At 67.2% G+C, this 12,586-nt stretch carries 10 protein-coding genes and 1 tRNA gene; 5 read left to right on the top strand and 6 right to left on the bottom strand.

Annotation, left to right across the window (positions count from 1 at the left end):
• Nucleotides 1-814 (bottom strand): glycoside hydrolase family 2 protein (locus tag ASE78_RS19700; RefSeq protein WP_235515128.1); only part of this gene is annotated, 814 nt, incomplete at its 3' end.
• Between the two features lie 122 nt (nucleotides 815-936).
• Between ASE78_RS19700 and ASE78_RS16870 the strand changes: the two genes are divergently transcribed.
• The 3 genes from ASE78_RS16870 (at nucleotide 937) to ASE78_RS16860 (ending at nucleotide 5,001) form a co-directional block, all read left to right on the top strand.
• On the top strand, nucleotides 937-1,806 hold the full coding sequence (locus tag ASE78_RS16870) for a fumarylacetoacetate hydrolase family protein (RefSeq protein ID WP_056498683.1): 870 nt from the start codon (nucleotides 937-939) through the stop codon (nucleotides 1,804-1,806).
• A 22-nt stretch (nucleotides 1,807-1,828) separates the two neighbouring features.
• The gene (locus tag ASE78_RS16865) at nucleotides 1,829-3,208 is read left to right on the top strand and encodes a glycoside hydrolase family 28 protein (RefSeq protein WP_082467291.1); all 1,380 of its coding nucleotides are present in this window, start codon (nucleotides 1,829-1,831) and stop codon (nucleotides 3,206-3,208) included.
• Nucleotides 3,209-3,414: 206 nt separating this feature from the next.
• On the top strand, nucleotides 3,415-5,001 hold the full coding sequence (locus ASE78_RS16860) for an MFS transporter (RefSeq protein ID WP_235515127.1): 1,587 nt from the start codon (nucleotides 3,415-3,417) through the stop codon (nucleotides 4,999-5,001).
• Nucleotides 5,002-5,112: 111 nt separating this feature from the next.
• Here the strand turns inward: ASE78_RS16860 and ASE78_RS16855 are convergent, their stop codons facing one another.
• The 3 genes from ASE78_RS16855 to ASE78_RS16845 all read right to left on the bottom strand — a co-directional run bounded on the left by ASE78_RS16855 (nucleotide 5,113) and on the right by ASE78_RS16845 (nucleotide 8,410).
• The gene (locus ASE78_RS16855) at nucleotides 5,113-7,161 is read right to left on the bottom strand and encodes a PAS domain-containing sensor histidine kinase (protein WP_235515126.1); all 2,049 of its coding nucleotides are present in this window, start codon (nucleotides 7,159-7,161) and stop codon (nucleotides 5,113-5,115) included.
• Complete coding sequence (locus ASE78_RS18445) at nucleotides 7,103-8,083, bottom strand: GAF domain-containing protein (RefSeq protein ID WP_082467329.1); 981 nt, start codon at nucleotides 8,081-8,083, stop codon at nucleotides 7,103-7,105. The genes ASE78_RS16855 and ASE78_RS18445 overlap by 59 nt, the downstream gene beginning before the upstream one ends.
• Before the next feature lie 234 nt (nucleotides 8,084-8,317).
• A tRNA-Ser gene (locus ASE78_RS16845) sits at nucleotides 8,318-8,410 on the bottom strand.
• 168 nt (nucleotides 8,411-8,578) lie between these two features.
• Here ASE78_RS16845 and ASE78_RS16840 point away from each other — a divergent pair.
• Nucleotides 8,579-9,292 (top strand): DUF1134 domain-containing protein, encoded by a 714-nt coding sequence (locus ASE78_RS16840; protein WP_056498677.1) that lies wholly within the window; start codon nucleotides 8,579-8,581, stop codon nucleotides 9,290-9,292.
• Nucleotides 9,293-9,411: 119 nt separating this feature from the next.
• Here ASE78_RS16840 and ASE78_RS16835 read toward each other — a convergent pair whose 3' ends face one another.
• A complete protein-coding gene (locus tag ASE78_RS16835) occupies nucleotides 9,412-10,737 on the bottom strand; it encodes a dihydroorotase (RefSeq protein WP_055757800.1) in 1,326 nt (441 codons plus the stop codon).
• A gap of 48 nt (nucleotides 10,738-10,785) precedes the next feature.
• On the opposite strand from ASE78_RS16835, the gene ASE78_RS16830 reads away from it, so the two are divergent.
• A complete protein-coding gene (locus ASE78_RS16830; RefSeq protein ID WP_056498675.1) occupies nucleotides 10,786-11,520 on the top strand; it encodes a YgfZ/GcvT domain-containing protein in 735 nt (244 codons plus the stop codon).
• A gap of 199 nt (nucleotides 11,521-11,719) precedes the next feature.
• Here ASE78_RS16830 and ASE78_RS16825 read toward each other — a convergent pair whose 3' ends face one another.
• A complete protein-coding gene (locus ASE78_RS16825) occupies nucleotides 11,720-12,520 on the bottom strand; it encodes an APH(3')-I family aminoglycoside O-phosphotransferase (RefSeq protein ID WP_056498673.1) in 801 nt (266 codons plus the stop codon).
• Between the last annotated feature and the right edge of the window lie 66 nt (nucleotides 12,521-12,586).

Here is a 12,586-nt window from a genome sequence, read left to right as displayed (position 1 = left end):
GGCGCGGGTTTGCGACGGTCAGCGTCACGCGCTGCTCGCTATCCGCGCCGCCCGCCAGCCGCAGCCGTCGTTCGTCGCGCGCCACCGTTCGTCCGGCGGCATCGACGATGCTGGTCCGCAACGTCACCGCGCCCGACCGGCCGTCGTTGCGCAACCGCGTGCGCACCGCCACCCGCGCCGCGCCATCGTCCAGCGTCACGACGCTGCCATAGACGCCCGGCCCGCCATGATCGAGCAGATCGACATGCACCGGATCGGTCACGATCAGCGACACCGGGCGATACAGCCCGCCATACATGAAGAAATCGCCCGAGATGGGCACGATGAACTCGGTCGTGCTGCCACGCTCCGGCTTGGAATTGTCGACCTTGACGGCAAGCACGTTCTCGCCCGGGCGCAGCGCGTCGGTCGCATCGACGCGGAAGCGGCTGAACGCGCCTTCATGCCGCCCCAGCTTGCGGCCGTTGAGCCAGACATCGGCGATGATGCTGGCGGCATCGAACTGGAGATAGATACGCTTGCCCGCGCTTCCGGCCGGGGGCGTGAAGCGCAGGCGATACCAGCCAATGCCGCGCGTGGTGTTCGCATCGGCGCGGCGGGTTACGGCATAGTTGCCGGCGCGGTTCCACGTATGCGGCACCGCCACCCGCTCCCAGCCCGCATCGTCGTGATCGCGCGCGGTCGCATCGCTCGGCACGTCGCCGAGGTGAAAGCGCCAGCCGTCGCTGAGCGACGTCTCGGTCCGCGCGAACGCCGCGGCGGGCAGCCCCGCCATCAGCAGCAGCATCGCGACCATCAACCACCGCCCCGGCATCGTCTTCTCCCGCCTCGCACGTCATTTGACGTATGACGTATTATGACTTATTCGTCTAAAGCTATCGAGTTGGCAAGTAAACGGCCGATGGTTGCCGGATCGCGAAAAAGGGGAACGTCCACGTGAAGCTGTGTCGCTATGGCAGCCCGAATGCCGAAAAACCCGGTATCGTCGATGCCGACGGCCGTATCCGCGACCTGTCGGGCGTGGTCGCCGACCTCGCCGGCGAGGTGCTGTCCCCCGCCTCGCTGGCACGGCTTGCCGCGATCGATCCTGCCACGCTGCCGCTGGCGACGGGCGATCTGCGCTACGGGCCACCCGTCGCAGGCACGCGCAAGTTCGTGGCGATCGGACTGAACTATGCCGATCATGCCGCCGAATCGAACCTGTCGATCCCCGACGAACCCGTCGTGTTCAGCAAATGGGTGAATTGCATTCAGGGGCCGAACGACCCGGTCGTGATCCCGAAGGAGTCGCGCAAGACCGACTGGGAAGTCGAACTGGGCGTCGTGATCGGCAGCCATGCCAGCCATGTGTCCGAGGCCGACGCGCTGGCCCATGTCGCGGGATATTGCGTCGTCAACGACGTGTCCGAACGGCACTGGCAGGTCGAACGCGGCCCGACGTGGGACAAGGGCAAGGGCTTTCCGACGTTCGGCCCGGTCGGGCCATGGCTGGTGACGCCGGACGAGGCGGGCGATCCGCAAGGCCTGTCGATGTGGCTGTCGGTCAACGACCGGCCGATGCAGAACGGATCAAGCGCGACGATGATCTTCACCGTGGCGCAGATCATCGCCTATCTGTCGCAGTTCATGACGCTGGAACCCGGCGACATCATCACCACCGGCACGCCTCCCGGCGTCGGCCTCGGCCAGAAGCCCGACCCCTGGTATCTGAAGCCCGGCGACGTCGTTACGCTCGGCATCGAACGGCTGGGCGAGCAGCGACAGGATTTCGTCGCGTGGCAGGCCCCTGCCCCCCGCCTTCCCTGACAGTCCGCCTGGAGACGCCGCCATGCCCGCACGCCGTAGCCTGTTGCGAACCTTGGCGGGTGCCGTACCGCTCGTCGCCTTGCCGCGCGGCGCACTGGGGCAGCGGCGGCGGACGGTCGACATTCGCGATCACGGCGCGGTCGGCGATGGCCGGACGCTGAACACCGCCGCGATCCAGCGCGCGATCGATGCCTGCGCGCAGGGCGGCGGCGGCATGATCGCGATACCGGCGGGCGTGTTCGTCAGCGGATCGATCGTCCTGCGCCCCGGCGTGGGCATGGAACTGCGGCGCGGCGCGGTGCTGAAAGGGTCGGCGTCGCTGGCCGATTATCCGCTGGTACTGCGTCGCTTCGCCGAAGCCTGGCCCGAACCGCTGCGCATGGCGCTGGTCAATGCGACGGGCAACCACGGCCTGCGCATCCTCGGCCCCGGCACGCTCGACGGACAGGGCGACCCGTTCTGGCGGAGCTTCTTTACCATGCCCGACGAATATGTCGGCCAGGCCAAGGTGCAATATCACTTGCCCCAGCTCTGCTCGATCGAGGATTGCGACGACGTGCTGGTCAGCGGCGTGACCTTTCGCGATCCCGCCTTCTGGAATCTCCACCTCTATCGCTGCCGCCGGGCGGTGGTCGAGGATTGCGGGTTCGAGGTGCCGCATGTGATCCGCGCGCCGAGCAGCGACGGCGTCGACATCGATAGCTGTCAGGACGTGATCGTTCGCCGCTGCCGCTTCTCGGTCGACGATGATTGCATCGCGCTGAAAGGAACGCAGGGCGCCGGTGCCGCCGCCCATGCCGAAGCGCCGCCGGTCGAACGCATCCATATTCACGACTGCGTCTTCGAACATGGTCTGGGCTGCGTCACCTATGGCAGCAACGCGACGGTGGTGCGCGACGTGCGCGTCGAACGGATCACCAATGTCGGCGACATGCCGACGATCCGCTTCAAGGTCCGCCCCGACACGCCGGGGCAGGTATATGAGAAGCTGCGGGTGAAAGGCGTGCGACTGGCCGAGGCACCGACTTCGGTCAGCCGCTGGCACAATGGCGAGGTGTTCCATGGCACCGACATTCCCAATTTCAGCGTCAACGATCCCGCGATCGGCCTGATCGTCAACGCCCGCCTGACCCATGGGACGAAGGTCGCGCCCCGGCAGCCGGGCGCGATCATCCGCGACATCGTGATCGAGGACGTTCGCGGCACCACGCGCGGCTTCGGCACGATCTCGGGCAATCCGACGACCGCGATCAGCGACGTCCTGTTGCGCGACATCGACGTCCGGCTGACCGACCCCGATCGATCCGCGCTGGTCGCACGCGATACGCGGAACGTTCGCATGGAGAACGTGCGGGTGAATGGCGAACCGGGCAGGACCGTGCGGGAGGACGACGGACGTTGATCGGGCGGGACCAGTACTGCCCGGTCGCAAAGTCCGCGAGCACGGTGGGATCGACAATGGGGCTAGGGCAGGACCGGTCATGGTAACGTGATCCCCTGAACAAGCCTGATTCCCGCGCTGCGACAACGATCAGAACGCCGGGTTGCCATTGGGTGAATGACGCATGCCGGCGTCGTACGACGACACCGCCCTTCACCTTGCCGGTCATGCGGGCTATCGCAGCGGCGGCCGGGGGGATGAACATGGGATCGATCAAAAGCACGCTGTCGGATCGGCAGGCGATCTGGGCGTTCGTTGCCGGCTGCATCGCGGTCACCGCCGGTGTCGTCGCGCATCTGCCGATGTTCGCGATGGCGCGTTCGATGCAGTATCGTCTGGCCGGCATGCCGATGGACAATCTGATGCTGGGCGGCATGGTGCTCATCGTCGTGGGAACCTTGGTGGCGGCCTATGGCCTGATGCCGCGCAACGTCGGTGCGCAGCGGGCCGCTGCCGCCGGAATCGTGGTTGCCGCCCCGGAAGATGCGCCGCTTGGACCCGCGCATTGGGGATTGATGGCGGTGCTGGTCATCGCACTGGTGATCGACGTGATGAAGCCCGCCTCGCTCGGCTTCACCGTGCCCGGCATGATCTCCGAATATGGCGTGCCGAAAAGGACGGTGTCGCTGGTGCCGTTCTTCGCGCTGGCCGGCACCGTCACCGGATCGGTGCTATGGGGCTGGATCGCCGACATCTATGGCCGCAAGGCGTCGATCCTGCTGTCGGCGGTGATGTTCGTCGGCACCTCGATCTGTGGTGCGATGCCGAGCCTCGCATGGAATATCGCGATGTGCTTCATGATGGGCGCGGCGGCCGGCGGCATGCTGCCCGTCACCTATGCGCTGCTCGCCGAGATGATGCCGAGCCGCCACCGTGGCTGGAGCCTCGTGCTGGTCGGCGGGCTTGGCGCGGTGGGCGGCTATTTCGCCGCCAGCGGCATGTCGGCGATCCTGCAACCGATCTTCGGCTGGCGCATCCTGTGGTTGGCCAACCTACCGACCGGGCTGACGCTGGTCCTGCTCGGCGCGCTGATCCCGGAATCCGCGAAGTTCCTGCTGGCGCGCGGCCGTATTGCCGAAGCAGAGGCGGTGATGCGGCGGTTCGGCGCGACCGCGCATAACGTCCCGGTGCCGACGGTCGCGCGTGCCGGCGGGTCGCAGGCGCTGCGCGGTGCGAAGCTGTACGGCAAGCTTGCCGCGCTCAGCATCTGTGCGCTGTCGTGGGGGCTCATCAACTTCGGGCTGCTGCTGTGGCTGCCCGCCGATCTGGTCGCCAAAGGCTATTCGGTCGGCGTGTCGAGCCGCCTGCTCGCCGAAAGCGCGCTGATCGCGTTTCCCACCGTCTTCATCGCGGCATTGCTCTACAGCCGGTGGAGCACGAAATGGGCACTGGCGACGATGATCGCGCTGACGCTGGCGGGGCTGTTGCTGGTGCTGCGCCTCGAACTGGCGGGCAGCGGCAGTCCGGTGCTGCCGGTCGCATTGCTCATCGTCGGCTCCAACGGCATCATCGCCATCGTCCTACCCTATGCCGCCGAGAGCTTTCCGCTGCGGGTGCGCGGCCGGGCGACGGGCTGGGTGGCGGCGTGTACCAAGGCGGGCGGCCTGTTCGCGCAGGCGCTGACGATCAGCGGCATCACCCTGTCGATGGGCACGTCGTCGCTGCTGGTCATGGTGCCGACCGCGCTGTCGCTCGTGCTGGTGGCGTGGTTCGGCCGCGAAACCCGCGGTCGCGACCTGCGCGATCTCGAATGAGGCGATTGCCATCGTGCAGCGGCACGGTCGTTCGATACACCGCGCCTTCGGGTGACGTTGCGGGCAGGTTGGCGATGCCGATACGGCGTCCTTTCCGTGACCCGGTTCCGGTCATCCGTCCAAGGCGTTTCCCGCCACCGCAAGCGACGCCTGCCCGTGCCGGCGACACTCTCTCGACGACGACAGCGCTGCGGCAAGGCCGTCCCGTTGATACGGCTTGCTCAGCCTCGGCAGGTCCGCTGCGATCCCTTCGAGTTCCGCATAGCCCGAGATGACGAGCACGGCGGTGTCCGGCCGCCGCTCGGCTACCTTGCGGGCAAGCTCGGCTCCGCTCATTCCCGGCATCAGATGATCGGTGACGAGAACGTCGAAGGCGATGCCGCTCTCGACCAGTTCCAGCGCCGCTTCCGCCGATGCCGCTTCCAGCACCGCGTATCCGAGATCGGTGAGCATGTCGGCGGTGCTGAGCCGCACCAGTTCCTCGTCGTCCACCAGCAAGGCGATCCCCGCGGCGTGTTTCGATTCCCGTACCAGTGCCGGGGCCAAGGCCGGCACCGTCTCGGCAGTCACCGGCAACCACAAGTCTATCACCGTCCCGATATTCGGCTCGCTTGCGATGACGAGGCCGCCGCCGAGCTGTGCGGCGAGGCCGTGGACCATCGACAGGCCAAGCCCGGTGCCCTTGCCGATACCCTTGGTACTGAAGAACGGCTCGATCGCGCGCGCAAGCGTGGCGTCGTCCATCCCGGACCCGGTATCGCTGACGGTCAGGCGGACATAGTCGCCGGCCCCGAGTATCGGACGGGACGCCGGCCCGATCGGCTCGGACCGTGCGGCGATCGTCAATGTCCCGCCCCCGGCCATGGCATCGCGGGCGTTGACGGCAAGATTGAGAATGGCCAGTTCGAGCTGGTTGGGATCGGCCCTGGCAGGCGGCAGGTCGGAAGCGAGGTCCAGTACGACCCGTACGCGCGGCCCGGACGTGGCTTCGATCAGGTGCGCCATGCCGATCACCAGTGCCGCGACATCGACCGCCACCGCCTGCAGCGGCTGACGCCGGGCGAAAGCCAGCAGACGCTGCACCAGCAACCGGGCGCGCTCGGCCGACTGCAGGGCGCCATCAATCATCCGCTGCTCGCGCTCGGTGCCGACGCCGCGTCGGTGCAGCAGGTCGAGGCTCCCCATGATCGGCGTCAGCAGATTGTTGATGTCGTGCGCCACGCCCCCGGTAAGCTGGCCCATGCTTTCGAGTTTCTGGCTCTGTCGCAGCGCCTCCTGCGCACGATCGAGTTCGGCCTCCGCCAACAGCCTTTCCGAAATATCGGTGGCCTGGTGAAATGCGCCGACGACCCGTCCGCTTTCGTCACGAAGCGGCGTATAGCTGATTTCCCAGCACGGCAATCCAAGCTCCGGTCGGCCAAAGGCCTCGACGACCGTGAAGCTCTCCCCCGACAAGGCGCGGGTCATCAGGTCACGCATGACGTCACATTGGTCCGCCGCGAACAGGTCGGGAAACACGTCGCCGATCTTCGTGTCGAAGCCGTTGACGCGCCGAAACTCATCATTGTGCGCCTTGTTGAAGGCGATCAGCCGATAGTCCACGTCGAACGCGCAGATCGGCGCGGCGGTCGCCTCGACGATCTCGCGATAGCGCCGCACTTCGACCGTACGCTTGCGCTCGGCGGTGACGTCGCGCCCCGTGGCATAGGTCATCTTCCCTGCCGGTGCGGCGGTCCACGAAATCCACCGGATCGTTCCGTCCCGATGCCGGTATCTGTTCAGCACCACGGGTCGCCCGCCCGCAGCGGCCATCTCATAGGCGTCGACCGTGTCGGCATGATCGTCCGGCACGACGAACTCGTTGACGTGATGCCCGATCAGTTCCTGTTCGCGATAGCCCAGCACCGCCGTCCAGGCCGGGTTCACTCGCCGGAAAACGCCGTCGAAATCGATGACGAGCATCAGGTCGGGCGATGTGTCCCACATCCGGTCGCGCTCTGCGGTCCGCTCGACGACCCGGGCTTCGAGGGATTCGGTCAGACACTCGAGCGCGCGTTCGGCGCGACGCCGCTCGACGGCAAATCGCGTCCGGTCCGCCACGTCACGGATGAAGGCGAGCTCCTCGGGCAACCACTGGCGTGGCACCGCGCAATTCAGCAACAGGATCGCGACCAGTCGTCCATGCTCGACGACGGGAAGATTGACCATCGCGCGCGCCGACCTGGTTCAATGCCCGCGCCGTTTCGACCGTGCGTGTATCGACGTCGGCATCGGCGATGACGACCGGCTCGCCACGCTTCAACTCGTCTATGAAGCTGCCGAAGTGGCGAAACCGATGGACCCCGGCAAGGCTCACGACCCCCGGTGCCGTCCAGTCGCGCTCGACTATGGCGGTTTCGGCGACGTCGTCCACGTCGGCATACCCCGATCGGTCGACATCGAGGATACGGCCGAGAACTTCGGCAGCCGCAAACAGCATCTCGGCCGGATCGTCGATGACACGAAACCGATCGGCGAGATCGACCAGCCCGGCGCCACGCTCGAGCGATGCCTGGGTTTCCAGATCGCGACCGATCAGTTCCGCGAAGAGCTCGAACGTCGCGCAGATGGCCGGATCGCGTGGACTGGCCGGTGCCGGGTCCAGCGCGCACAACGTCCCGAAGAACGCCCCCCGGCGCAGGATCGGCGTCGAGATGTAGCTCTGGAAACCGTATCGCTCCGGCGTATGATGGTCACGATATACCGGATCGTTCGCCACATGATCGATCGCTATGGTGCGTCCGCACGCACCGACCTCGTGACAAAGCGTGGACCGGACGTCCAGTTCACCCCCCGGCTCCAGCCCGAAGGCGATCTCGTCGTGAACCGCACAGGCGACCCATCGGTCGGCGGTAACGCGCGCAACCGCTGCGAAACGCATCCCTGTCAACCGGCAGGCAGCTTCCAGGATCTTGTCGATCGTCCCGAGCCGGCTCACGGCGGCGGCATCGTCTGATATTGCCGTAGGGATATTTCGTACCTCGATGACCCGGGCACTCGACCATGGACCGGCGGTGTCAAAATACCTGCTTTCAAGGGACATGCCACCATAATCCAGCAGGCATGTCGACGCGACATCCCGGCGGCAGGACCGCCGGGCACGGTCGTATCGCGCTGAGGGTATCCGTGAGGGTCCGGCTGGTGGATGCTACTCAATCAGGTGATCGAGTACCGGATTGTCTGACCAGCGAAACGGATCTTCCGAAATCGGCCCGGTAGCGGAGCCAATATTCTCGCCAGGATTCTTGATTCGTTTCAGTGCCTTGCACTGAAATGCTGGCGGAGACGGAGGGATTCGAACCCTCGGTAGGAGTAATCCCCCTACGGCGGTTTAGCAAACCGCTGGTTTCAGCCACTCACCCACGTCTCCCAAGGGGCTATGCCAAGCCTTGGAGTGCGGGCCTATAACGAGGGAATGCCCGGCGATCAACCACAACGTTGCTCGTAATTCGCACACCGCCGGCCGCGCGTTCATTGCGGGGCAAGGGCGAGGCGGCCTATCGTGCGGCATCGGGTTCCGCGTGGGGAGAATGGACAGATGCAACGGGTGATCGGGTGGCTGTTGCCGCTCATGGTGCTGGCGGCACCGGCGCAGGCGCAGGTGCGCACGGTCGACCCGAACGATGCGATCGACGGCGATCTCGCCCCCGCTCCCGTCCCGCCGACGCAACCGCGCGACGTGCCGCCCGCCTATACGCCCGAGCCGGTGCAGCAGGCCGAGCCGCCTGCCACCACTCCGCCGAGCAGCACCGCGACCAGTGCTGCGGGCGACACGTTCGAACGCGACGACCTGATCGGCGCGGCCGAGGGTGTGTTCGGGCGCGGTGCCGAGGGGCTGGCCGGCATCATCGAGAATATCCTGAAGGATCAGGGCAAGCCCAACGCCTATATCGCCGGGCGCGAGGCGGCAGGCGCGTTCGTCGTCGGCCTGCGCTATGGGTCAGGCGTGATGAACCACAAGGTGGAGGGGCAGCGCACCGTCTACTGGACCGGGCCGTCGGTCGGCTTCGATGTCGGCGGCGATGCGACCAAGGTCTTCGTGCTGGTCTACAACCTGTACGATTCGCAGGAACTCTACCGCCGTTTCCCTGCCGCCGAGGGGCGCGCCTATTTCGTCGGCGGTTTTTCGGCCAGCTATCTGCGGCGCGGCGACATCGTGATGATCCCGGTGCGGCTGGGCGTCGGCTGGCGGCTGGGCGCGAACGTCGGCTATATGCGGTTCAGCGAAAAACAACGGTGGCTACCGTTCTAAGCGCAGCGCGGCAGGCCCCTGCCTGACTCGCGCCAGCCCGGCCGGCGGGCAAAGCCCGGTCGACGACGCGGGCTTCGCCCGCGGCGCTGGGTAGGTCCCCCACCCAGCGCCGCACGCCATCACCCGAACGCAGTCGACTCGAACCGCACCGGCTGCCCCTGCGCCTCGCCGACCAGTTGCGCTTCCCACATCGCGGTCCGCCCGCGCACGATCGTGCCCACCGGCCGCCCGGTCAGCGTATCGCCGGTGAACGGCGACCAGCCCGATCGCGACGCCAGCCACGACTCCTCGACGGTCCAGCGCGACTTGAGATCGACGACGGTCAGATCGGCGTCATAGCCGAACGCGATCCGCCCCTTGCCGACCAGCCCGAAGATCCGCTGCGCGCCGGCACTGGTCAGGTCGATCAGCCGCGGCATCGTCAGCCGCCCCTCCGCCACATGGTTGAGCAGCAGCGGCAATAGGGTCTGCACGCCGGGCATGCCGCTGGGCGACGCCGGATAGCGCTTGGCCTTTTCCTCGACGGTATGCGGCGCGTGGTCCGATCCGATCACATCGGGCACACCTTGGGTCAGCCAGTGCCACAGCCCGTCGCGATGCGCGCCCGATCGGATCGGCGGGTTCATCTGCGCATAGGTACCAAGCCGCGGATAGGCCTCCTCGCCGGCCAGCGTCAGATGCTGCGGCGTGACCTCGCACGAGGCGATGTCCTTGTTCGCGCCCAGCAGCTCCAGCTCGGCCGGGGTGGTGACGTGCAGGACATGAACCCGCCGCCCCGCCTCACGCGCCAACCGCAGGATACGCCGCGTCGCGATCAGCGCGCTTTCGTCGTCGCGCCACACCGGATGCGACGACGGATCGCCGCTCACCCGCTCGCCCTCGCGCGCGATCATCCGCGTCTCGTCCTCGGCATGGATTGCCACGCGCCGCCGGCCATGGCGCAGCACGCGCAGCAAGTCGGCATCCTCGGACACCAGCAGATCGCCGGTCGACGATCCCATGAAGATCTTGACCCCGGCGGTGCCGGGCAGGCGCTCCAGTTCGGCCAGATGATCGGCATTGCGCGCGGTCGCCCCGACGTAGAAGGCGTGATCGCACCACATCCGGCCCTGCGCGCGGGCCAGCTTGTCGTTGATCGCTTCCGCATTGTCGGTGTTCGGCTTGGTGTTCGGCATTTCGAACACCGCGGTCACGCCGCCCATCACCGCCGCGACCGATCCGGTGGCGAGGTCCTCCTTGTGGACCAGCCCCGGCTCGCGGAAATGGACCTGCGTGTCGATCACGCCGGGCAGGATGTCGAGCCCGGTGCAGTCGATCGTCTCGCCCGCGTCGCCGGCCACGCCGATGCCGGCGATCCGTCCGTCGGTGATGCCGATGTCGACCCGCGCCGGGCCGCCGGGAAGGTGGACCGTGCCACCGGTGAGCTTGGTATCGAAGGTCGCCAACGCTGCCGCCTCTTGTCGCTGGGGGGTGGGGCCTCCTACCTCGTCCCCATGACGCTGACCACCCCCGGAACCTGGCTTGCCGATCGCGCCGTGCTGCGCATCGGCGGCACCGACGCACGCGATTTCCTGCAAGGGCTCGTCACGCACGATCTCGCCCTGCTCGCGCCCGACCGGCCGTTATGGGCGGCATTGCTGACGCCGCAGGGCAAGGCGCTGTTCGATTTCATCCTGTGGGCAGACGGCAGCGACGTACTGATCGATGGCGAGGTCGATGCGATCGGCGCGATCGTCAAACGCCTCACCCTCTATCGCCTGCGCCGCGCCGTCACGATCGCGCGGGAAGATACCGGCGTTCACTGGTCGGCGGAGGGAACGCAAGGACTGCCCGATCCCCGCCTGCCGGAGCTTGGCCGCCGCTGGCTGGCACCGCCCGGCGAACCGGCCACCGGCTGGCGCGAACACCGGCTGCGCCTCGGCATCGTCGAAGGCCGCGCCGAACTGGGCGATGGCCAGACGCTCTGGCTGGAGTGCAACGCCACCGAACTGAACGGGGTCAGCTTCACCAAGGGCTGCTATGTCGGACAGGAGAATACCGCGCGGATGCACTATCGCTCGACGGTCAACCGCCGGCTGGTGGTGGTGCCGGCCGACGCCGCCGGTCCGCGCACCCGCCTGCTCCATGCCGACCTAGGGCTGGCAGTCGAACATCGCCGGGTCGACGATCTTGGCGATACGCTCCGCCCGGCATGGCTGGCGGTCGCCTTGGCCGGCGATCCCGCCTAGCGCCGATCGACATTTCGCATTTCCGGCCAATCTTCGTCATTCCCGGTCGAAACGGCCGCCCCTTTCGTCACCCCGGACTTATTCCGGGGTCCACGGCTCGGCAATCGCTACGCCTTGAGCCTCGACTGACCGTATGTACGGCCAGGTGGACCCCGGAACGAGTCCGGGAGGACGACGCGCGAAGGAAGGTCGATCGGCCCTAAAACAGTTCGTCGAGCAATAGATGGAACGTCAGCCGGTCGGTGTCCGGCTCGGCGATGCCATAGGCCGCGAACATCCGCTCCTGTAGACCGGGTCCGAACTCGCCGAGGCAGTTGAACAGGATCGCAAGGTCCTGATAGCGATCCGCCACCCCGGCCCGCGCCACGTCGATGCAGCCGACCACCGCCCCGCCCTGCACCAGCAGATTGTCGAGCGAGAAATCGCCATGCGTCACCACCGCATCGGGGTTGAGCGGCAACAGCGCCCGCATCGCCGTCCACACCTGCGCCGCCGACCAGCCGAGCCGCTCGTCGTCGAAATCTTCCTCGTCGACCTGGCCCGCGTCGATCCGCGCCCGCGCCGCCGCGATCCGCCGCTGATGGTCGCTCGCGAACGGGCAAGACGCGACCGGGATCGCATGCAGCCGCCGCAGAAACGCCACCAGCGCGTCGACCATCGCCGCGTCCGGCCGGCGCGACAACGCCTGATACGCCGTTTCGCCCGGCAGCGCCGTCGTCAGCAGCCACGCCGCATCGTCCGCCATGACAAAGCGCACCACGCCCGGCACCGGTATTCGTCCGGCCAGCCAGCGCAGCCGGATCATCTCGTCGGCAATGTCGTCGGCGACCGGTCCGGTGCCGTGTTTCAGGAACAGGTCAGCCGCCCCCGGCCGACCGTGCAGCCGATACACCGCCCCGCCCGATTCCCCGACCAGATCGCGCGCCCAGCCATATCCCGCCACCGCTTCGGCGATACCAGGCGGCACGTCGACCGGTGCGCAGAGGGTTTCGCGATCCATCGGCCACTCCGCCACATCCGACACAAACAAAAAGGGAGGCCGGTTGCCCGACCTCCCTCTTTGCGA

Source organism: Sphingomonas sp. Leaf25, assembly GCF_001421635.1.
Classification (GTDB): domain Bacteria; phylum Pseudomonadota; class Alphaproteobacteria; order Sphingomonadales; family Sphingomonadaceae; genus Sphingomonas.
This window is presented reverse-complemented; position numbering and strand designations above follow the sequence as displayed.